Genomic DNA, 21,571 nt, shown 5'->3' on the forward strand with positions numbered 1-21,571 from the left:
GCCATGCGGGTCGTCGTCATCGGGGCCGGTGTGGTGGGAGCGTCCATCGCCTTCCGGCTGGCGCAGGCCGGCGCCGAGGTGACGGTGCTCGACGCGGGGCGGATCGGCGGCGGCACCTCCTCCGTCAGCTTCGCCTGGCTGAATTCCGCCAGCGGCCATGTGCCCGAGGCTTATCATGCGCTGCGGATCGCCAGCATGGTGGCGCACCGCGAGACCTGGGAAGCCTTCGGCCGCCCCGCCTGGTTCCACCCCAGCGGCAGCCTGGAATGGGTCGCGCCGGAGAAGCGTGCGGCGCAGGCAGGCAATATCGCCCGGCTGCTGGCGCGCGGCTATGCGGTGGAGTGGATCACGCGCGAGGCGGCGCTGGCGCGGGAGCCGGACCTCGACCCCGCCGCCATCGGTGACGCGCCTGTCGCCTGGTTTCCGGACGAAGGCTGGCTGGACCCGGTGCCCTGCGCCGGCGCCATGCTGCGTGCCGCGCGCGCGCTGGGCGCGGTCCTGCGGGAAGATGCCCGGGTCCTGGCCATCGAGGCGTCCGGCGGCCGGGTTGGCGGCGTGCGCCTGGCCGACGGCACGCGCATCCCGGCCGACCGCGTGGTGAACTGCGCAGGGCGCTGGGCGGACGCCATCGCCGAGGATCCCGACCCACGCATGCAGCCGGTACGGGACATGATGGCGGGCGCGGCGCGGCTGTTCCTGGCGCTGCGCGGTGTGGAGGCGGAGGCGGTGCGCATCGGCGCGCGGCCCATGCCGAAGGACGGGCTTTCCGCCGTCGGGCCCATGCCGCGGATGGAGGGCTACTACCTTGCCGTGACCCATAGCGGCGTCACGCTCTCCGCCATCCTCGGCCGCCTGGTGGCGGAGGAGGTGGCCTTGGATCGCATCAGCGCGGCGCTGGAGCCCTTCCGGCCCGCGCGCTTCTTCAACTGACCACCATGAGAGAGAGGAGGGAGAGCATGACCCAGGTCACCCGCCGGGCCGCCATCCAGGCCGCGGCCGCCGCCGCCGTCACCGCCGCGGCCGGTCCCGCCCGCGCGGCGGCGCCCTTCTTCAAGCTCTACATGATGATCCCGAACAACCAGCCGTCGCGGATGATCTGGGGCACGCTCGCGGCGCAGCAGATGACGCGCATCGGCATCGACGTCACCAGCAGCTTCGTGCCCTTCAGCGTCATCTCCCCGCGTCGCAGCCGCGGCGACGGCAAGCCGCATGTCGAGGGCGGCTGGGACTGCTACCTGGAACGCTACTACTACAACGCCATCAAGCCGACGCCGAACACGCTGTTCCACAGCCGGCTCATGCCGCCAGGCGGGCAGAATTTCTACTATGTCAACGACCCGCAATTCGATGCGGCGCTGGATGTGGTCAGCAACACCCTGGACGATGCGAAGCGGCTGCAGGCCTACAAGGACTTCCAGCGCCGCTGGATCGAGACGGAGCCGATGACCATCCTTTTCTACCCGGAGGATGTCATCGCCGTGAACCCGAAGCTGAAGGGCTTCGACGCCACCACCTTCAATCCGGTCTTCTTCCCGCGGCCGGAACGCTGGACGATCGAGGGCGCGGGGAACAACGCCACGGCCGCCTTCGCATCCTGGGCGCCGCCGTCCAGCCTCATTCCCATGTACACCACGGGCTACCACGAATCGAACATCTTCGGCCCGGCCTACGACACGCTCTACGAGTACGAGGACTGGGCCACGAAGAAGCTCGTCCCTGGCCTTGCCACCGGCCACACCGTCTCCGCCGACGGGAAGACCTGGGTCATCACGCTGCGGCAGGGCGTGAAGTGGCACAGCGGGGAGGAGTTCACCGCGGCGGATGTCAAGTTCACCTGGGACGTGATCCTGAACCGCGCCTATGGCTCTGCGCTGCAGGCCGGGCTGCGCAGCGTGCTGGGCGGGGAGGAAGCCTACCGCGTCACCGGGAAGCATGAGATCACGGTGACGCTGCCCGACTACAACATGCTCTTCCTCGACTGGGTGCTGGGCTGCATGGCGATCATGCCGGAGCATGCCTACAAGGACATCAGGCCGGAAGCGCTGCGCGGCCACACTGCCAGCACCTGGCTGGGCACCTACACCGTCCGCACGTCGGACGGGCGCAGCGTCGCGGCACGCGGCGGTATCGGCACCGGGCCCTGGATCCCGCAGGGCTACGACCCGTCCCGCAAGGCCTACCGCTTCGCCCGCAACCCCAATTACTGGAAGCCGCATCGCGGCAACGTCACCACCTTCCTCATCGTCAACATCCAGGGCACGGACAGCGTGCTCAGCGCCTTGAAGGACGGCTCGATCGACGCGCATGACCCGATGTACGACATCGGCCCCTTGGCCAAGACCATCGATCCATCCTGGGGTCGGGTGCAGACCTTCGACAGCTTCAAGTGGCAGCATATCTGCTACAACCTGAAGCATCCGGTCTTCGGCACCGGCGTGGACACGCCGCTCGGCAAGCAGGACCCGTCGCGTGCGGCCGAGGCCGCGGCCTATATCCGCAAGGCCATCAGCCACGCGATGCCGCGGGAGCAGATCGTGAAGGAGATCGCGGACGGCTATGGCCGCCCGGGCACCGTGCCCATGCCCTTCTCGGCGCCGGAATATGACCGGGACGCGCTGAAGCCCATCGCCTATGATCTCGACCTCGCCCGGCAATACATGGAGAAGGCCGGGTACAAGTACTGAACGGGGAAGGGGGCGCCGCCATGGCACGCAAGGCGAAGATGCGGCTCGGCATGTCCATGCGGGGCCTCGGCTACCACCCGGCCGCCTGGCGGCACCCCCAGGTGCCGGCCGACGGCACCTTGCGCTTCGAACATTATGTCCGCAACGCCCAGGCCGCCGAGCGCGGCCTGTTCGACATGATCTTCTTCGCCGACGGCATCGGGATCCGGGAGAAGGACGAGCCGCGCGGGTCGCTCGCCCGCTCGGGCTACGAGATCGTCGAGATGGAGCCGATGACCCTGTTGCCGGCACTGGCCGCCGTCACCAGGCATATCGGCCTGGTGACGACGGCGTCCACCACCTACAACGAGCCCTACCACGTCGCGCGGAAGTTCGCGACGCTGGACCTCATCAGCGGTGGTCGCGCCGGCTGGAACATCGTCACCAGCTGGTCCGAGGCCGAGGCCCAGAACTTCAACCGCGAAGAGCACCTGGACTACGACACGCGCTACGCGCGCGCGGCCGAGTTCGTCGAGGTGGTGAAGGGCCTGTGGGACGGGTGGGAGCCCGACGCCTTTCCTTACGACAAGGCCGGCGGCATCTTCTTCGACGAGAGCCGGCTGCATGTCCTCGACCACCGCGGCAAGCATTTCCGGGTGCGCGGCCCGCTGAATGTCGCCGGCATGCCACAGGGGCGGCCGGTGCTGGTGCAGGCCGGCGCCTCCGACCAGGGGCGGGAGATCGCGGCGGAGTCGGCCGAGGTGGTCTATGCCGCCACCGACAGCATCGAGTCTGCGAAGGCCTATTACGACGACCTGAAGTCGCGCATGGCGAAATACGGCCGCGACCCGGAGCAGATGAAGATCATGCCCGGCCTTCGCACCGTGGTCGGCCGCACCCGGGCCGAGGCGCAGGCGAAGTGGGATGAGCTTCAGGCGCTGCTCGACCCGCTGGTCGGCCTCGCGCGCGTGTACAACACCTTCGGCGACCTCAGCGGGTATGACGTGGACGGTCCGATGCCGGACCTCGACTACGCCCCGCGGGTGAAGAGCATCGCCGACCGCATCCTGGCCCGCGCCCGGCGCGACAACATGACCATCCGCGAACTCTACAACCACATCGTCGCCGGCGGCTTCCTGCTGATCGGCACGCCAGCGGACATCGTGGACGGCATGCAGGAATGGTTCGAGGTCGGGGCCTGCGACGGCTTCAACATCCTGCCCACCCACCTGCCCGTGGCCTGCGAGGATTTCGTCGAGCATGTCACGCCCGAATTGCAGCGCCGCGGCCTGTTCCGCACGGCCTATGAGGGCACGACGCTGCGGGAGAATCTCGGCCTGGCCCCGCATGTGAACCGCCATGCCGCGGCGCGCCGGGCGCAGCGGGCGGCGGAGTAGGCCATGGAGGAGGAACCGATCCTCGACATCGCCCATCTCGGACATGTCGAGCTGCTGACGCCGAAGCCGGAGGAATCGCTGCGGTTCTTCCGCCACGTGATGGGCATGAGCGTGAGCGGCGAGCGCGGCGGCAGCGTCTATCTCCGCGGCTGGGACGACTATGAGCGCTACTCGCTCCAGCTCACGGCATCGGACACCTCCGGCCTGGGGCATGCCGCCTTGCGCACTCGCAGCGCCCCGGCGCTGGAACGGCGGCTGGCCGCACTGCGCGCGGCAGGCGTCGAGGTCTGGCGGCATGACGGCGAGCTCGGCCCCGGCCCCGCCTGGCGCTTCCGCGACCCGGATGGGCATGTCTTCGAGCTGTACTGGGAGACCGAGTGGTACGAGGCGCCGGCGGACCGCCGCCCCTCCCTCAAGAACCAGGCGGAACGCTACCCGGCGCGCGGCGTCAATGTCCGGCGCATCGATCATTTCAACTGCCTCGCCGTGGATGTGCGCGGCTGCCGGGAATTCTTCGAACGGACCCTCGGCCTGCGATGCAGCGAGCGGATCGAGCTGGACAGCGGCGAGGAGGCGGGCATGTGGCTCACCTCCAACAACAAGAGCTACGACTTCGCCTTCACGAAGGAGGCGCATGGCGTTGCCGGCCGCTTCCACCACGTCACCTTCGCCCTGGACAGCCGGGAGGCGGTCCTGCAGGCGGCCGATACCTTCCTCGAGGCTGGGGTGCCGATCGAGACCGGGCCGCACAAGCATGCCGTGCAGCAGACCTTCTTCCTCTATGTCTTCGAGCCCGGCGGCAACCGGGTGGAGGTGGCGCATGCCGGCGCCCGCCTGATCCTGGCGCCCGACTGGAAGACCATCACCTGGACCGAGGCGGAGCGGCGGAAGGGCCAGGCCTGGGGCCTGAAGACGATCGAGAGCTTCCATACCCGCGGCACGCCGCCGCTGCCGGGCCGGGGCTGACGGGGGCAGGGCATGATCATCGACATCCATGGCCACTACACCACCGCGCCGAAGGCGCTGGAGGACTGGCGCAACCGCCAGGTGGCCGCCATCGGCAGCGGGACCATGCCGACGCGGGCGGAACTCCACATCTCGGACGACGAGATCCGCGAGAGCATCGAGGCGAACCAGCTCCGCTTCATGCGGGAACGCGGCATCGACCTGACCATCTTCTCGCCACGCGCCAGCTTCATGGCGCACCATATCGGCGACTTCGCCGTCAGCAGCGCCTGGGCGTCGATCTGCAACGAGATGTGCCACCGCGTCGCCACCCTGTTCCCCGGGCAGTTCGCCGGCGTCGCCATGCTGCCGCAAAGCCCGGGCGTGGACCCCGCCACCTGCCTGCCCGAGCTGCGCCGCTGCGTCGAGGACTACGGCTTCGTCGGGATCAACCTGAACCCCGATCCCGCCGGCGGGCACTGGACCAGCCCGCCGCTGACCGACCGGCACTGGTATCCGCTGTACGAAGCGCTGGTCGAGTACGACATCCCGGCGATGGTCCATGTCTCGACCAGCTGCAATGCCTGCTTCCACACCACCGGCGCGCATTACATCAATGCCGACACGACCGCGGTGATGCAGCTGATCCAGGGCGACCTGTTCCGCGACTTCCCGACGCTGCGCGTCGTCATCCCGCATGGCGGGGGCGCCGCGCCCTATCACTGGGGACGCTATCGCGGCTTGGCGCAGGAAATGAAGAAGCCGCTGCTGCGCGACCACCTGCTGCGCAACGTCTTCTTCGACACCTGCGTCTACCACCAGCCGGGCATCGACCTGCTGACGCGGGTGATCCCGGTGGACAACATCCTCTTCGCGTCCGAGATGATCGGCGCCGTGCGCGGCGTGGACCCGGAGACGGGGCATCATTACGACGACACCAGGCGCTACATCGACGCCACCGCCAACCTGTCGGAGGAGGACCGGCGGAAGGTCTACGAGACCAATGCGCGGCGGGTCTATCCGCGGCTGGACCGCGCCCTCAAGGCACGGGAACAGTGACCGGGACGCTGTCCCTGGCCATCGGCCGGACGCCGCGGACCGAGGCGCTGTTCGCCGGCGCCGTCGCCGCGGCGGATCTGCGACTGGACCTGGCGCCGGTTCCCGTCATCACCCGCGCCTTCGCCCCCATGGTGCGCGAAGGGCGCTATGAGGCCAGCGAGTTGGCGATCGCCACCTTCCTGATGGCGAAGGCGGCGGGGAAAGACCTGGTGATGCTGCCGGCGGTCCTCTCCTCCCGCTTCCAGGAAGCCGCGCTGCTCTGCCGTGCGGGTGGCGCGGTGCGGGGGGCGGCGGACCTCGCGGGACGACGCATCGGCGTGCGCGCCTACAGCCAGACCACCGGCCTGTGGCTGCGCGGCACCCTGCAGGACCGCTTGGGGCTGCGGCCGGAGGCCATGCGTTGGGTGACCTTCGAGGACGCGCATCTCGCCGAGTACCGCGATCCGCCCTGGGCGGAGCGCGCCCCGGCCGGCGCCGACATGGCGGCCATGCTGCGGGACGGCGCGCTGGACGCTGCCATCTTCGGCAGCGAGGTGCCGGATGATCCGGCGCTGCGGCCCGTCTTCGCCGACCCGGCGGCGGCCGGGGCGGAGTTCCAGGCGGCGCATGGCTTCGTCCCGGTGAACCACCTGCTGGTGGCGCGCGGCGACGTGGCGCGGGAAAGGCCGGGTGCCTTGCAGGAATTGCTGCGGCTGCTGGCGGTGGCCGGCGTGCCGGTGCCGGGCCGCGACGCGCTGGCACCGGCGATCGGCCTCGCCAGCCGCTACGCTGCGGAGCAGGGGCTGCTGCCGCGGCCTCTCGGTCTCGATGCGGTCTGGGCGGGGACGCCGCCGGCCATCGCCTGACGCGTCGCACCGGCAAGGGGGAAGGATGCGCAGCAGGCTGACCGGGGCCATGGCCGACCGCCTGGCGCGAATCGCCCTCGGGCATGTTTCGCGCGAATACCCGAACAAGCTCGACCATGTGCTCGCCGGGCCGGAGGACCTGCTCGGCCCGCGGGCGCTGCACCCGGTCTTCTTCGGCAGCTTCGATTGGCATTCCTGCGTCCATGGCCATTGGCTGCTGGCGCGGCTGCTGCGGCGGCATCCCGCCATGCCGGCGGCGGCGGATGTGCGGGCGCTGTTCGATGCGCGCTACACCACGGCGGCGGTGGCGGCGGAATGCGCCTATCTCGCCCGGCCGCAGGCCGGCGGGTTCGAACGGCCCTATGGCTGGGCCTGGCTGCTACTGCTGGCGGAGGAACTGGGGCGGCACGAGGCCGGCTGGGCCGCCGCGCTCGATCCGCTGGCGCAAGCCTTCGCCGACCGGTTCCGCGCCTGGCTGCCGAAGGCGACCTACCCGATCCGCAGCGGCACCCATGCCTGCACCGCCTTCGCCCTGGCGCTCGCCGCGGACTATGCGGCGGCGCGGGACGCGCCGCTGCTGGACCTGCTGCGGGAGAAAGCCCGCGCCTGGTACGCCGCGGATGCGGATTGCCAGGCCTGGGAACCGGGCGGGGAGGATTTCCTCTCCCCCGCGCTGATGCAGGCGGAGTGCATGCGGCGGCTGCTGCCGGCCGCGGAGTTCGGCCCCTGGTTCGGCCGCTTCCTGCCGCGGCTCGGCGCCGGCGATCCGGCGACGCTGTTCCGCCCGGCCGTCGTCAGCGACCGCAGCGATGGCCGCATCGTGCATCTCGACGGGCTCAACCTCAGCCGGGCCTGGTGCTGGCGCGCGCTGGCCGCGGCCTGGCCGGCCGGCGATGCGCGGCGCGCCCTGGCGGAGGATGCGGCGGCACGCCACCTCGCGGCCAGCCTGCCGCATGTCGCCGGCGACTACATGGGGGAACACTGGCTGGCGAGCTTCGCCGTCCTCGCCCTCGACGCCTGACGCGCGTCGCTCATCCGGCGCCGCGGGCGCGCAGCGGCACGCCGGTCCAGCCCTCGTACAGCCGCGCCACCGTGGTCATGTCGGATTGCGGGCCCTGCGCCGCCTCGGTCATCGCCCAGATCTCGCGCGCCAGGCCGGTCAGCGGCGCCGGCACGCCCTGCGCGGCGAATTCCGCCATGGCCAGCGCCATGTCCTTGTGCGCGATGCGGTTGGTGGAGCCGACATCGAAGCGGCCGGTCAGCACCGCCCGCGGGTATTTCGAATCGGTCGAGCTGTTGCGGCCGGTGCCGGCATTGATCACCTCGCACATCAGGGCGGGGTCCAGCCCGGCCTTGGCGCCCAGCGACAGCGCCTCCGCCGTCAGCACCATCCCGGCCAGGGACAGCAGGTTGTTGGCCAGCTTCATCGCCTGGCCAAGCCCCGGCGCCTCGCCCAGCACGAAGACACGGTTGCCCACCACCTCCAGCACCGGGCGGGCCATGGCCACGGCCTGCGGCGGGCCGGCCGCCATCACCGCCAGCACGCCGGTCTGCGCCCCGATGGCGCCGCCGCTGATCGGGCTGTCCACCAGGTCCACGCCGCGGCTGGCGAGGCCCGCCGCGATCCGCCGCATCGCCTCGCCGCCGATGGTGGACAGCTCGACATAGCTGCGCAGCGCGGCGCCGGGCGCCGCGGCGACGCCGTCCTCGCCCAGCGCCACCGCCTCGGAGATCGCCGGCGCCGGCAGGCAGGCGAGCACGAGCGGGCAGCGCGCCCCGAGCTCGCGCGGGCCGCTGGCGACCGGTTCCGCCCCGGCCGCCGCGGCCTGCGCCATGGCGTCGGCCCGCACGTCATGCACCAGGATGCGGCGGCCGGCGCCGCGCGCCCAGGCGGCCAGGCGGGCCACGATGGGCCCGCCCATGGAGCCGAGGCCGATGAAGCCGATGCTGTCGGTCATGGGGTGATTTCCCATCCTTGGACATCCCCTTGTTGCCATGGCGGCCCGGCGCTGGCGATCATCCGCGGCGCGGCCGGCGGAGACCGGCCGGCACAGGGAAGGGAACCGAGGATGCCCGCAGGCGAGGCGCGCCGGACCGGCCGGCGAGGGATCCTGGCGGTTGGGCTGGCCGGCCTTTCGGCGCCGGCCCTGGCGCAGGGGGCGGGCGGCTTCCCCAGCCGCCCCATCCGCATGCTGGTCGGCTTCGCCCCGGGCGGCGCCACCGACATCATCGCGCGCACGATGCAGCAATCCCTGTCCGAGCAGCTCGGCCAGCCCGTGCTGGTGGAGAACCGGGCGGGCGCCAGCGGCATGATCGCGACGCAGGAGATGATCCGCGCCGCGCCGGATGGCCATACGCTCGGCTGGCTGGTCAGCGCACATGCCGGCATCGCCGCCATCCAGGGTCGCGCCATGCCCTATGACGCGGTGCGGGACATCACGCCCATCACCATGGTCGCGCAGCTGCCCGCCGTGGTGGCGGTGCCCGCCGCCTCCCCGGCGCGGTCGCTGCCGGGGCTCATCGCCCTGGCGCGGGAGACGCATGGCGGCCTCAGCTATTCCACCTCGGGCCCCGGCGGCTGGCAGCAATTCGGCGTCGTGGAATTCGGCCGGCGGCTCGGCCTCGGCCTGGTGCATGTGCCGTATCGGGGCGGCGGTCCCTCCGTGCAGGCGCTGCTGGCCGGGGAGGTCGGGTTCAGCTTCGCCACGCCGCCCTCCGTGCACGCCCTGCTGCAGGCGGGGTCGCTGCGCGGGCTGGCGGTGACCGGGCCGGACCGCTCCCCGGAATGGCCGGACCTGCCGACGGTGGCGGAGGCGGTGCCCTTGCCCGGCTTCCAGGCCATGGACTGGTACGCCCTGGCCGGCCCGCCCGGCCTGCCGGCCGAGCGCGTGGAGCGGCTCGCCGCCGCGGTCCATGCGGTGCTGGCGCAGCCGGAGATCGCGGCGCGGCTGCGGGTGCTGGGCACGCTCGTCGCGCCCTCCTCGCCGGCGGCGCTCGGCCGCTTCATCGGCGCGGAGGTCGCGCGCTATGCCGAGCTGGCGCAGGCCACCGGGATCCGGCTGGAATAGGGAGGCCGGCGGCGGGGCCTTGCCCGCCCCGCCGCCGGCCCCGGCGGCCGTCAGATCAGCGGCACGTCGATCGGCAGCAGCACGCCGGTGATGGCGTGTAGCGCGCCGTTGGCGGCGAACTGGTCCGACCCCTCGGCGATGAAGCGGGAGGTCGCCCGCGGCTCCGCATCGATGATCTGCACGCCGCGGAACTCCAGTTCCGGCCCGAACAGGGGCTGCGCGCTGCCCTCGGCGAAGAGCTGCTCGCGGGAAGAGCGGCCATCGATCACGTGGAAGCGGAGGATGTCGCCCAGCAGCGGCAGCGGGTCGCCGCCGCCGAGGGTGCCGAGCGCGCCGAGGATGGTGGACAGCGCCCCTTCCTCCGTCCCGCTGGTGTCGCCCAGCGCCTTGGCCAGCCGGCCGAAGGCGGCGTCGGTCGGCGCCAGCAGCGTCAGCTCCGCCGCCGGGTCCGCCAGCACCGTGTCCAGCCCGGTCGCCTGCAGGGCGGCGTTCAGCAGGTCGAAGTCGTTGCCGTTGCTGTCGAAGCCGGTGCCGGAGGCGGCGAGCAGGCCACTGATGGTCGGCGCCGGCGCGGCGGTGCCGGCCGCTTCCGGGATGTTCGCCGGCAGCAGCACGCGGTCGATCGCCTGGATGAAGCCGTTGCCGGCGGCCAGGTCGGCCCGGCCGCGCAGCAGCTGCGCATCCGGCAGGGTGGGGTCGAGGTCGACGAGCCGGCTGCCGAAGGGCTCGATGGTCAGGCCGGACAGGGTGGTGATCTCCGGCGCCTCCCGGATCTCCTTCGCGGTCAGCGCCTCAGGCGCCACGTGGTAGGTCAGCACCGTGGTCAGCAGCGGCAGCGGGTCGCCGTTCGGGTCCAGCGCCGCCAGGCCCTGCACGATCGTGTCCAGCGCCTCGGCCTCGTCCCGGCCCGTATAGCCGAGGTCGTGGGCGAGTCGGAGGAAGGCGGCGTCGGTCGGCGCGAAGAGCGTCAGGCTGGCTTCCGGATCGTCCAGCGCCGCGGTCAGGCCGGCGACCCCGAGCGCCGCCTTGAGGATGTCGAAATCCTCCCGGTTGAAGTCGAAGCCGTTGCCGCTGCCGGCGATGACGTCGGCGATGCTGGGCGGCGGAAGGTCGAGCGCGATGGGCAGCAGCACGCGGTCGATGGCCTGCAGCGCGCCGTCCGCCGCCTCGATATTGGTCTGGCCGGGCGCGAAGCGCGCATCGGGCTGCGCCGGGTCGGCGTCCTGCAGCAGGTTGCCGCGGATGGTGAGCGGCACGCCGAGGCCGCCGGGTTCGAAGCTGCCTTCCGCGCGCAGCTGCTCGACGCTGAACTTGCCGTCGATCAGGTGGTAGCTCAGCACCTGCCGCAGCAGCGGCAGCGGGTCGCCATCCGGCGCAAGCGATCCCAGCGCGCCGAGGATGGCATCCACCGCGCCCTGCTCGTCCGTGCCGTCGAAGCCCAGGGTCTGGGCGAGCCGGATGAAGGCCGCGTCGGTCGGCGCCAGCAGGGTCTTCGCCCCGGTGGCGGGGTCCAGCGCCTCGGTCAGGCCGGCGGCCGAGATCGCCAGGTTCAGGATGTCGAAGTCGCGGCCATTGGCATCGAGGCCGGTGCCGGACGCCGCGAGGCGCTCGGCCAGGGTCGGCAGCGGCGCCGGCGCCGGGCCGTTGCCCGGCAGGTCCGCGGGCAGCAGCACGCCGTTGAGGGTGAGCAGCGTGCCGTTGGACGCCGCGGTGCCGCCCGGCTGGACGACCGGGTCGGCGAAGGAGGGATCGGCATCCTCCAGCCGGCTGCCGAAGGGGCTGATCGTGCTGCCCTCCAGCAGGGTCTGGACGGACTGGCGGCCCAGCAGCTCGGTGCGGCTCAGGCTCTCCCCCAGCACGTGGTAGCGCAGGACATTGGCCAGCAGCGGCAGCGGGTCGCCATCGGGGGCCAGGCCGGCCAGGGTGGTGGCGATCGCCCCGAAGGCACCGGCTTCATCGGTGCCGGTGAAGCCGAAGCCCTGGGCCAGCCGGATGAAGGCGGCGTCGGTGGGCGCGAGCAGGGTGAGGTGGGCGTCGGGGTCGGCCAGGGCCGCGGTGAGCCCGGTCGCGCTGAGCGCCTGGTTCAGGATGTCGAAATCGTTGCCATTGGCATCGAAGCCGGTGCCCGAAGCGGCGAGGAGGCCGTCGAGGCTGGGGGGGTGGGCAGCCAGGGTCATGGGCGTTTCCTGAAGGGTTGGCAATATGTGGGAATTAATCCCACAAATCCGTTTTGGCGAGAGAAAAGCGCATGACAGAATTCGCCTTCTGGCCCAGGCCATCCGCAGCCAAGACCCTGCGGAATCAAGGGTCTTGCCTTTCGCGAGCCGCTGCGGCATTGTCTTTCGTGTGATAAATTATCCGTCAACCATTGGCCTTTCCGACGGTTTGCGGCGCCCCTCCACCCCCGTGGTGTCGCCGTGACACCGCCGGACGAGGCCCTGCTGGCCGCGCTGAAGGCGGTGCTGCGCCCGGTCGCCCGGCTGCTGATCGCCCGCGGCGTCGGCCTGCCCGCGGCTGTCGCCGCCTTGAAGGAAGTGATGGTCGAGGTGGCTGAGCGTGACTTCCGGCTCGACGGCCGGGCCCCATCGGACAGCCGCGTCAGCATGCTCACCGGCGTGCACCGGAAGGACGTGAAGGCGATCCGGGCCTCGGGCGGCCCGATTTCCACCCCCACGCCGCGGAACCTGGCGGCGACGGTGGTCGGCCGCTGGCTGGCCGGGCGGGACACCACCGATGCCGCCGGCCGGCCCCTGCCGCTGCCGCGCGCCGGCCAGACGGGCTTCGATGCGCTGGTCGGCTCGGTCAGCACCGACTTGCGGCCCCGGACCGTGCTCGACGAATTGCTGCGACTCGGCCTCGCCGAGCTGGACGAGGAGGATCGCGTGCGGCTGCTGGCCGATGGCTATGTGCCCGCAGGCGCGGGGGGGGAGGCGCTGGGCTTCCTCGGCCACAACTGCGGCGACCACCTCTCGGCCGCGGTGACCAACCTGCTGGCGGAGCCCGGCGGCCGCCGCCACCTCGAGCGCGCGGTCTACTACAACGGCTTGGCCGAGGCCGATGTGGATGCGCTGGAGGCGGAGGCGCGCACCCTCTCGCTCGCCACGCTGCGCCACCTGAACGGCCTGGCGATGGAACGGCAGGACGCGGCGAAGCCGCCGGATGCGCCGCGCGAACGGTTCCGCTTCGGCGTCTTCTTCTGGCGCGAGGCCGCGGCGAAGCGGCGGGATGCGCCATGACGTCGCGGCGCGGCCTCCTGCTCGCCGGCCTGTTGGCGGGCTGCGCCCGGCTGCCCGGCGACGAGGGCGGGATCGGCGGTACCGGCGGGATCGCCGGTGGCGACGGCAAGGAGGGGGAGGAGAAGGAAGGCGGGATCGGCGGCACCGGCCTCTTCGCCGCCGGGCTGTTCGGCACCCTGGCGATGGCGGACGGACGTCTGGCGGTCGCCGGCGTGCCGCTCGGCCTTGCGCCGGGCGCCCTGCGGCCGGTCCGTGCCGGGCTGCCGCCGCTGCCCGGCGAGACCGTGGTGGCGGAGGCGGTGCGGGGCCGCGAGGGCCTGCGGGCGCGCCGCATCGCCGCCTTCCTGCCGCTGGTCGGTCCGCTGGAGGCCCTGCCGGGGGGCGGGTTCGGCATCCTCGGCACCCGGCTGGAGGGCTGGGAGGACGCGCCGCTGCGCGACGCCGAGGGCCGGCCGACGCCGGTCGCGGCGCTGCAGCCGGGCCAGCGCGTGGCGGCCAGCGGCATCTGGAACGGCGCCACCCTGCTGGCCAGCGCCGTCCGCCTGCTGCCACCGGGTGGCTTGGCGGAGCTTCGCGGCCAGGTCCGCACCGATCCGAATGGCGTGGTGCGGGTGGGCGGCACGCGCGTGGTCGCGGCGGGGCCGGAAACGCCGCCGCCCGGCAGCTTCGTGGTGCTGCGCGGCGAGCCCTGGCGCGGCGGCCTCGCCGCCTGGGCGGCGGAGGTGCCGGCGCGGGCGGTCTTCTCCAACCGCGTCTCCGCCCTGGCGGTGGAGGGCGTGCTGGCGCCGAACCCGGGCGCGCCGGGCTACCATCTCTCCGGCTTCGGCCTGCCGGTCGAATCCGGCAGCCCGGTGGCGCCGCGGCCGGGTCAGCGGCGCCTGCTGCTCGGCCGCTATGGCGGCGCCTTCCGGGTGGCGGAGGCGGTGGACCTGCCGGAGGCGGCCGAGGCCCGCGACCGCGCCCTGGCGGCGCCGGCGGCCGAGGCGGCCATCCGCCGCTGGCTCGATTCGGTCTGACGGACCGGGAGCGCGGATGGGAGTGAACGGCCCGAGGCCTGGATCGGCCCCGGCATCGGGGGGCCGCAGCGAGTCGGCGTTCAGGATGGAACGCAATCCGCCGTAGCGAACGGTGCCCCGCGCCGGGTTGCCGGGCCCTGCCGGGGCGATCCAGCGATGCGCGCGGATGCGTCGCATCGGGCGCCTGATGCGAGCGCCCCGGCATGGCGGGGCGGGCCGGGGAGCCGCGCCCCTGGCCGCCGCGGATGGGCGCTGGCGACGCGGCCCGGCATCCGCCACCGGCCGGTCACCGGCCCGGCTGGCGGCACCGCCCCGTCCGGTGCCGTACCGGCGGCAGGCCGGCTCCCCGCCGCGGCCTGCCGGCGACGGCGCGCGGCGCCGGCCTCACCAAGCCGCCGCCCGGGCTGCGAGGAATTCCACGAAGGCCTGCACCCGCGGCAGCCGGTGCCGGCCGGGGGCGGTCACCGCCCAGACCGGCACCTCCTCGGAGACATGCTCGGCCTCCAGCAGCGGCACCAGCCGGCCTTCGGCGATGTCGCGCGCGACGATGAAGCCGCTGACACGGATGATGCCGAGGCCGGCCAGCGCCATGTCGCGCAGCGCCTCCGCGCTGTCGGTGGTGGCGACGCCGCGCACCGTCAGGGTCTGCAGCCCGGCGGCGCCGCGGAAGGGCCAGGCGGTCAGCCGCGCCTGGCCGCGCAGCACCAGGCAGTCATGCGCCAGAAGGTCCTCGGGCGCGGTCGGCCGGCCGCGCCGGTCCAGATAGGCGGGGGCGGCGCAGACCATCCGCCTTCCCGCCGCCAGCCGGCGCGCCAGCAGCGCCGAATCGCCCAGCGGCCCGGTGCGCAGCAGAACGTCCAGCTGGTCCCCCACCAGGTCCACCTGCCGGTCGGTCACCCCCAGGTCGAGCGTGATGCCGGGATAGCGGGCGAAGAAGTCCGGCAGCAGCGGGATCAGCCGGTGGCGGGCGAAGGCGGTGCCGGTGTTCACCCGCAGCAGGCCGCCCGGCTGGCCGCGGCCGGCGGTGACGTCCTGCTCCGCGGCTTCCACCATCGCCAGGATGTCCCGGGCGCGGGCCAGGTAGGTCTCGCCTTCCGGGGTCAGGGCGATGCGCCGCGTCGTGCGGGTCAGCAGCCGCACGCCCAGCCGCGCCTCCAGCCGGGCGAGTTGCTTCGACATCGCCGAGGGCGTGACGCCGAGGTCGCGGGCGGCCGGCGCGAGGCCGCCGGACTCGACGATCCGCACGAAGGCCGCCATGTCGCCCGGCTGAGACATTAGTGCCTGTCATTCACCAGTATCGGTCCATCATGCCCGATTATCGCCAGGACAGGCCAGATCCAATCTTCCCTCCGACGCGCCAGGCCGACCCGCACGGGCCGGCCGCACCGCCGGAGGTGAGACCATGCATATCGCCCCTGTGCCGCCGCCCGCCCTTCCCGACTGGACGCCGGTGACCCCGCCGCGCGCCGCCGCCGCCCACGGCCTCTGGCCGGCCTGGCTGGCCGGCATGCTCGCCCGGGGGGAGGAGCGCCGCCAGCTTCTCGCGCTCGAGGAGCGGGACCTGCGCGACATCGGCCTGACCGCGGCCGAGGCGCGGGCGCTGGCCTGGCGGCGCCGGCCGCGCTGATCACCGCAATCCGAGGAGACGCAGGATGAGCCTGAGCCTTGCCGAACGCCCCGCCGCGGCGCGCCCCGCCGCCATCGAGGCCGAGCTGAACTACCTGGGCCCGGTCGAGGGCCGGCCCTTCACCTGGACCTATGCGCCGCCCGAGGGCGGTCCGCGCAGCAACATCCTGGCCGAGCCGCACCGCGTCCCGATCCATGACCTGCGGCCGCGTGCCGCGGCCGCGACGCTGGACCGCGAGGGTTTCGCGGTGGCCCGGGGCGCCAGCGCCCTGCGCAATTTCGACGACGAGGCGGCGATCCGCGCCATCTACTACCCGGAAAGCGCGCGCATCCTGCAGGCGGCGACCGGCGCGGCGCGGGTGCATGTCTTCGACCACACCATCCGCCGCCGCGTCCCGGGCGCCGAGGACCGCGGCGCCGTGCCGCGCCAGCCGGTGTCGCGGGTGCATGTGGACCACACCGAGCGGTCCGGGCCGCAGCGCGTGCGCGACCTGCTGCCGGAGGAGGCCGAGGGGCTGCTGCGCGGCCGCGTGCAGATCGTGAACCTGTGGCGGCCGCTGGTGGGCCCGGTGCGGGACATGCCGCTGGCGGTCTGCGACGCCGCGACGGTGGCGCCGGAGGATCTGGTGGCGAGCGACCTGATCTACCCCGACCGCACCGGCGAGACCTACCAGGTGCGCTTCAACCCGGCGCATCGTTGGTATTGGCTGCCGGAGATGCTGCCGGAGGAGGCGCTGCTGCTGAAATGCTACGACAGCGCGCGCGACGGCGTGGCGCGCTTCATGCCGCACACCGCCTTCGCCGACCCGACCGCGCCGGCGGATGCGCCGCCGCGGCAGAGCATCGAGATCCGCGCCCTGCTGTTCCACGACGCCTGATCCACGACGCATGATCCACGACGCCTGGGGCGAGGCCGCGCGGCCCCGCCCCAAGGCACGCTTCCCGCGCATGGCTGCGCCGCCGCCATGCCGCGGCCAGCCGGCGGATCCCGCCCCATCTCTTCTCCTGACAGGCCGCACGACACCGGCGCATGGGGCGCCGGCCCCGCCGCGGCCAGCAAGGACACGCCATCATGGTCTCCGCATTCGGGGCCCTTCTCACCGTCATCCTCGGCAGCGCCCTCGTCGTCTATGGCGAGGCGGTGCGCGGCGCGATGGAGCAGGCGAGCCTCCGCCTCGCCACCGCCCGCCTGCCGCGCGGCGCCGCCCAGGAAAACGCCTGACCCGCCGGGGCGGGCGAATGCCCGCCCACCCCCCTTACGGCTGGGGGATCCCGCGATAGCATCGGCGCAAAGACGCCGGTCCTGTCCGCAGGAGATCCCCCGCCATGCAGCGCCGCAGCCTGTTCCAGGCCGCCACCGCCGCGGCCTTCGCCGCGCCCGCCGCCCTTCGCGCGCAATCCGCCACCACCCTGCGCTTCACGCCGCAGCAGGATCTGGTGACGCTCGATCCCGTCACCACCACCGCCTATATCAGCCGCAACCACGGCTACATGGTCTTCGACACGCTCTACGGCATGGACGCCAGCTTCCAGGCGACGCCGCAGATGGTGGACGGACACCGGGTCGAGGAGGATGGCCGCCGCTGGGACCTGACCCTGCGGGAGGGCCTGTGGTGGCATGACGGGGAGAGGGTGCTGGCGCGCGACTGCGTCGCCAGCATCCGCCGCTGGGCGAAGCGCGATCCCTTCGGCGCCACCCTGCTCGACACCACCGACGAGCTCTCGGCGCCCGATGACCGCACCATCCGCTTCCGGCTGAAGCGGCCCTTCCCGCTGCTGCCCATCGCGCTCGGCAAGGCCAGCGTGCCGGTCTGCGCCATGATGCCGGAACGCCTGGCCGCGACCGATCCCTTCCGCCAGGTGCCCGAGCTGATCGGCAGCGGCCCCTTCCGCTTCAAGGCGGATGAGCGCGTGCCGGGATCGCTCACCGTCTACTCGAAATTCGAGCGCTACGTCCCGCGCAAGGACGGCGCGCTCGGCTGGACCTCCGGCCCCAAGGCCGTGCATTTCGACCGGGTGGAATGGCGCAGCATGCCGGACCCGGCCACCGCCACCTCTGCGCTGATCGCCGGCGAGCAGGACTGGCAGGAATACGCCTATCACGACCAGTTGCCGCTGCTGCGGCGGGCGCGCGGCGTGCAGCTGCGGGTGCTGGACCGCACCGGCTTCGTCTGCATGGTGCGGATGAACCACGCCCAGTCGCCCTTCGACAACCGCGCGGTGCGCCAGGCGCTGTGGCATGCGCTGGACCAGACCGCGCATATGCAGGCGGTGGTCGGCCCGGCCGAGACCAGCCTCTACACCACCCCGCTCGGCTTCTTCGCGCCGGGCACGCCCATGGCCTCCGAGGCCGGCTTCGGCTGGCTGACCGCGCCGCGCGACCCGGCGAAGGCGCGCGATGCGCTGCGCGCCGCCGGCTATCGCGGCGAACCGGTGGTGCTGATGGTGCCGTCCAACTCCGCCGTGCTCATGGGCCTGGGCGCGGTGTTCGAGGACATGCTGAAGCGCATCGGCATGGCGGTGGAGGTCTATGCGGTCGAGTTCAACGCCATGCTGCAGCGGCGCAACCGCCGCGGCCCGGTCGCCGAGGGCGGCTGGAGCCTGTTCGTGACGAACTGGTCGGGCTCCGACTGGCTGAACCCCGCCGGCCATATCGCGCTGCGCGGCAATGGCGATGCCGGCTATGCCGGTTGGGCGCAGATGCCCCGCATCGAGGAGTTGCGGGAGGCCTGGTTCCGCGCGCCCGACCTGGCGGCGCAGCAGGCGATCTGCCGGGAGATCCAGGAAGAGGCCTTCCGCGAGGCCGCCTACTACCCGCTCGGCCAGTACCTGCAGCCGACCGCCTGGCGCAGCAGCCTGGCCGGCGTGCTCGACGGATTTGCCACCTTCTGGAATGTGAGGCGCGCCTGATGCCCGAGAACGCCACCGTCCGCGCGACCGCGCTCGACTGGATCGCCGCCAACGAGGCGCGGCTGTCCGAATTCAACGCCCGCATCTGGGCCCATGCCGAGCCGGCCTGGCGCGAATACAAATCCGCCCGCGACTATGTGGAGTTCCTGCGGGCCGAGGGCTGGACGGTGGAGGCGGGATCTGGCGGCATGCCGACCGCTTTCGTCGCCACCTGGGGCCAGGGCAAGCCGGTGCTCGCCGGCTTCTCCGAATACGATGCGGTACCGGGCAATTCCCAGCAGGTGATGCCCTATCCGGCGCCACGGGAAGGCCTGCACCCCTATGCCGCGGGCCATACCGACCCGCATTCGGTGCTCGGCACCGCGTCGCTCGCCGCCATGCTCGGCGCGCAGGCGGCGATGCGGGCGCATGGCGTCGCCGGCACGCTCAAGCTGTTCGGCGAACCGGCGGAGAAGGTCTGCGGCTCCAAGCCCATCCACGCCGCCAAGGGCTACTACGACGACCTCGACGCCGCGGTGGTCTGGCATCCCTGGCCGCTGAACACCGTGACCTCCGACACGCAATTCGGCGCCTACTGGTCCGCAATCATCACCTTCGAGGCGCCGACGCCCGAGACCTGGATCAACCCCTCCCTCATGCCGATCGAGGGATCGCATGCCGTGGCGCGCTGCCCCGGCGCGCTCGATGCGCTCTGCCTCATGTACACCACGACGAAATACACGAAGGAGGCGATGTTCCCGCATGCCGGGTCCTGGACGCTGAACGAGCATGTCCTGGGCGATGCCGGCGCCACCTCGGACAACCTCACGCCGCGCTTCGCGCAGATCCAGTATTCCTGGCGCGCCTCCTCCCTCGGCATCCAGGAGCAGATCTGGCGCGTGCTGGCGAACAATGCGCGGCATGTCGCGGGCGTGACCGGCTGCAAGGCCTATGTCCGCTGGGTGACCAAGACGCGCGTCGGCGTGCCGAACACGGTGATGACCGACCTGACCTGGAAGAACCTGCAGGCGGTCGGCGCCCCGACCTACCCGGGGGCGGCGCTGGAATTCGGCCGGCAGATGCAGCGCCACCTGGGCCTCGACCCCATGGACGATCCCTTCATTGCCAGCGTCACGCGCCTGACCCCGCCGGAGGAGAACGAGGCGCGGATGCGCGCCAGCCTGCCGGCCTGGCAGAAGCACCTGAGCGCCGACGACTATGTCGAGTTCTGCTGGCACGCGCCGACGGTGCGGCTGCTGGCGGGGCGGCCGCGGCTGCGCCCGCCCTCGGCCGGCTATGCCTATCCCAACTGGACCTATAATGCGCTGGGCGGCCTGCCGGCGGCGATGGATCCGGGGATGTTCGTCGCGGCCAAGACCATGGCGCTGACGCTGCTGGACCTGGCGACCCAGCCGGCCGTGCTGGCCGCGGCGCAGGCCGAGTTCCGGGAGCGCACGCGGATCGGCACGCCGGACTGGGTGCCGCCCTTGCTGCCGCGCGACATCGTCCCGCCGGTGGATCTGCGCTGGCCGGAATACGTGACCACGCCGCGCGGCGAGGAATGGACCTTCCCCACGCCGACCGACGGCACGGGCGCCGGGGATCCGCTGTGACGCCGGCACCGCGCGCCGGGTGAAGGGCGGACGTCTGTTTTTCCTCGACGGGTCGCGCGCGGCTGGCAGCGTTGGGCGTTGCGCGCGGTGAGACATGCCGTCGACTGACGTGCGGATGCCCAGCGCGGGCGGCGGTTGCCCATTCCCGCATCAGCCGCCGGCATCTCGGCTGGGGTTCCGATGCATGGCAGGACCAGAACTGTGGCGCATCGCGCCACACGGAAGCGTCATCCGCCGCGACCCATGGTGTGCGTAGCATCGAGGCTCGGCGGCAGGCCGGGGCGCCCAGCGGCGCCTTGGCACACGCTTTGCTGTCCAAACGACTGCCCGGCGGAACCCGTGCGTGGAGCGAGAAAAGCTTGCTTCTGCTGAATCTGGCTTTCGACCTGCTTTCCTTCACCGCCATCATGGTCCTGGTCGTGCTTGGCCTGGGCATCGTCGCCAGCATGATGGGCGTGTTCAACTTCGCCCATGGCGAGTTCGTCCTGCTGGGTGCCTTCACGGTCTGGGTGGCGGAGCGGAACGGCTTCCCGTCCTGGGCCGGCATGCTGGCCGCCCCCTTCATCGTCGCCGCCATCGGCTGGCTGCTGGAACGCACGGTGGTGCACCGCTTCTATGCCTCGCCGGTCGTCGGCATGCTGGGCACCTACGCCATCGGGCTGGTGCTGCGGGAGGTGGTGCGGGGCCTGACCGGCGGGCAATTCCACACGGTGGGGGAGCCGGTCGGCGGGTCCTTCGACCTGCTGGGCCTGACCGTGCCGGCGTGGCGCAGCGTCGTCATCCTCGTCACGCTGGCGGTCGTGCTGGGCGCCTGGCTGCTGCTGGCGCGCACCACGCTCGGCCTGCAGGTGCGGGCGGCGCTGGAGAATCCGGCGCTGGCGCGCGCCTCCGGCATCTCCACCACCCGGCTCTATGCCGCGACCTTCGCCTTCGGCGCCGGCCTCGCAGGCCTGGCCGGCGCGCTGGTGGTGCCGCTGTTCTCGCTTTTCGCCGATCTCGGGCTGCGCTTCCTGGTGCAGGGATTCCTCTCGGTCATGCTGGGCGGCGTCGGCAGCTTCGAGGGGCCGGTGCTGGGCAGCGCCGCCATCGGCATGCTCAGCGCCGGCCTGCCCTGGGTGGTGCCGCCGATCCTGGCGGATGTGCTGGTCTTCGTGCTGGCGCTGGTGGTCATCAAGCTGCGGCCGCAGGGGTTCATCCATCGCAAGGGGGCTTGA

19 protein-coding genes are annotated in these 21,571 nt (G+C 72.4%); 16 read left to right on the forward strand and 3 right to left on the reverse strand.

Features of this window, described 5'->3' with window-relative positions:
- The first annotated feature begins 3 nt into the window (after positions 1-3).
- From E2C05_RS00665 to E2C05_RS00695, 7 genes are read left to right on the forward strand one after another with little or no spacing between them, the layout of a single operon-like run.
- A complete protein-coding gene (locus E2C05_RS00665; RefSeq protein WP_133217662.1) occupies positions 4-930 on the forward strand; it encodes an NAD(P)/FAD-dependent oxidoreductase in 927 nt (308 codons plus the stop codon).
- Between the two features lie 26 nt (positions 931-956).
- Positions 957-2,684 carry an ABC transporter substrate-binding protein gene (locus E2C05_RS00670; RefSeq protein WP_158291852.1) on the forward strand — a complete coding sequence of 576 codons (1,728 nt, stop codon included), beginning with the start codon at positions 957-959 and terminating at the stop codon, positions 2,682-2,684.
- A gap of 20 nt (positions 2,685-2,704) precedes the next feature.
- Positions 2,705-4,060 (forward strand): LLM class flavin-dependent oxidoreductase, encoded by a 1,356-nt coding sequence (locus tag E2C05_RS00675; protein WP_133217664.1) that lies wholly within the window; start codon positions 2,705-2,707, stop codon positions 4,058-4,060.
- Between the two features lie 3 nt (positions 4,061-4,063).
- Positions 4,064-5,026 carry a catechol 2,3-dioxygenase gene (locus E2C05_RS00680; protein WP_133217665.1) on the forward strand — a complete coding sequence of 321 codons (963 nt, stop codon included), beginning with the start codon at positions 4,064-4,066 and terminating at the stop codon, positions 5,024-5,026.
- Positions 5,027-5,038: 12 nt separating this feature from the next.
- A complete protein-coding gene (locus E2C05_RS00685; RefSeq protein ID WP_133217666.1) occupies positions 5,039-6,064 on the forward strand; it encodes an amidohydrolase family protein in 1,026 nt (341 codons plus the stop codon).
- Complete coding sequence (locus E2C05_RS00690; RefSeq protein WP_133217667.1) at positions 6,061-6,909, forward strand: substrate-binding domain-containing protein; 849 nt, start codon at positions 6,061-6,063, stop codon at positions 6,907-6,909. The genes E2C05_RS00685 and E2C05_RS00690 overlap by 4 nt, the downstream gene beginning before the upstream one ends.
- A 25-nt stretch (positions 6,910-6,934) precedes the next feature.
- Positions 6,935-7,930, forward strand: coding sequence for a DUF2891 domain-containing protein (locus E2C05_RS00695; RefSeq protein ID WP_133217668.1), 996 nt, complete (start codon positions 6,935-6,937; stop codon positions 7,928-7,930).
- Positions 7,931-7,940: 10 nt separating this feature from the next.
- On the opposite strand, the gene E2C05_RS00700 is transcribed toward E2C05_RS00695, so the two are convergent.
- Positions 7,941-8,867 carry an NAD(P)-dependent oxidoreductase gene (locus tag E2C05_RS00700; RefSeq protein ID WP_158291853.1) on the reverse strand — a complete coding sequence of 309 codons (927 nt, stop codon included), beginning with the start codon at positions 8,865-8,867 and terminating at the stop codon, positions 7,941-7,943.
- Between the two features lie 111 nt (positions 8,868-8,978).
- Here E2C05_RS00700 and E2C05_RS00705 point away from each other — a divergent pair, with 111 nt between their 5' ends.
- On the forward strand, positions 8,979-9,977 hold the full coding sequence (locus E2C05_RS00705) for a Bug family tripartite tricarboxylate transporter substrate binding protein (protein WP_133217670.1): 999 nt from the start codon (positions 8,979-8,981) through the stop codon (positions 9,975-9,977).
- Between the two features lie 50 nt (positions 9,978-10,027).
- On the opposite strand, the gene E2C05_RS00710 is transcribed toward E2C05_RS00705, so the two are convergent.
- On the reverse strand, positions 10,028-12,154 hold the full coding sequence (locus E2C05_RS00710; protein WP_158291854.1) for a fasciclin domain-containing protein: 2,127 nt from the start codon (positions 12,152-12,154) through the stop codon (positions 10,028-10,030).
- Positions 12,155-12,394: 240 nt separating this feature from the next.
- Between E2C05_RS00710 and E2C05_RS00715 the strand changes: the two genes are divergently transcribed.
- Both E2C05_RS00715 and E2C05_RS00720 read left to right on the forward strand, forming a co-directional pair.
- On the forward strand, positions 12,395-13,213 hold the full coding sequence (locus tag E2C05_RS00715) for a DUF6502 family protein (RefSeq protein WP_133217672.1): 819 nt from the start codon (positions 12,395-12,397) through the stop codon (positions 13,211-13,213).
- On the forward strand, positions 13,210-14,229 hold the full coding sequence (locus tag E2C05_RS00720) for a hypothetical protein (RefSeq protein ID WP_133217673.1): 1,020 nt from the start codon (positions 13,210-13,212) through the stop codon (positions 14,227-14,229). The genes E2C05_RS00715 and E2C05_RS00720 overlap by 4 nt, the downstream gene beginning before the upstream one ends.
- A gap of 384 nt (positions 14,230-14,613) precedes the next feature.
- Here the strand turns inward: E2C05_RS00720 and E2C05_RS00725 are convergent, their stop codons facing one another.
- The gene (locus E2C05_RS00725; RefSeq protein ID WP_205082667.1) at positions 14,614-15,486 is read right to left on the reverse strand and encodes a LysR family transcriptional regulator; all 873 of its coding nucleotides are present in this window, start codon (positions 15,484-15,486) and stop codon (positions 14,614-14,616) included.
- Between the two features lie 145 nt (positions 15,487-15,631).
- Between E2C05_RS00725 and E2C05_RS00730 the strand changes: the two genes are divergently transcribed.
- The 6 genes from E2C05_RS00730 to E2C05_RS00750 all read left to right on the forward strand — a co-directional run bounded on the left by E2C05_RS00730 (position 15,632) and on the right by E2C05_RS00750 (position 21,571).
- The gene (locus E2C05_RS00730) at positions 15,632-15,856 is read left to right on the forward strand and encodes a DUF1127 domain-containing protein (protein WP_133217675.1); all 225 of its coding nucleotides are present in this window, start codon (positions 15,632-15,634) and stop codon (positions 15,854-15,856) included.
- 25 nt (positions 15,857-15,881) lie between these two features.
- Entirely contained in the window at positions 15,882-16,733 is an 852-nt protein-coding gene (locus E2C05_RS00735) for a CmcJ/NvfI family oxidoreductase (RefSeq protein ID WP_133217676.1), read from the forward strand.
- A 194-nt stretch (positions 16,734-16,927) separates the two neighbouring features.
- Entirely contained in the window at positions 16,928-17,077 is a 150-nt protein-coding gene (locus tag E2C05_RS32695) for a hypothetical protein (RefSeq protein WP_158291855.1), read from the forward strand.
- Between the two features lie 104 nt (positions 17,078-17,181).
- The gene (locus E2C05_RS00740) at positions 17,182-18,765 is read left to right on the forward strand and encodes an ABC transporter substrate-binding protein (RefSeq protein ID WP_133217677.1); all 1,584 of its coding nucleotides are present in this window, start codon (positions 17,182-17,184) and stop codon (positions 18,763-18,765) included.
- On the forward strand, positions 18,765-20,357 hold the full coding sequence (locus E2C05_RS00745; RefSeq protein WP_133217678.1) for a zinc-binding metallopeptidase family protein: 1,593 nt from the start codon (positions 18,765-18,767) through the stop codon (positions 20,355-20,357). Before E2C05_RS00740 ends, E2C05_RS00745 begins: the two co-directional genes overlap by 1 nt.
- A gap of 359 nt (positions 20,358-20,716) precedes the next feature.
- Positions 20,717-21,571, forward strand: a complete 855-nt coding sequence (locus E2C05_RS00750) for a branched-chain amino acid ABC transporter permease (RefSeq protein WP_200305229.1) — start codon at positions 20,717-20,719, stop codon at positions 21,569-21,571.

The organism is Paracraurococcus ruber (genome assembly GCF_004353985.1).
Classification (GTDB): domain Bacteria; phylum Pseudomonadota; class Alphaproteobacteria; order Acetobacterales; family Acetobacteraceae; genus Paracraurococcus; species Paracraurococcus ruber.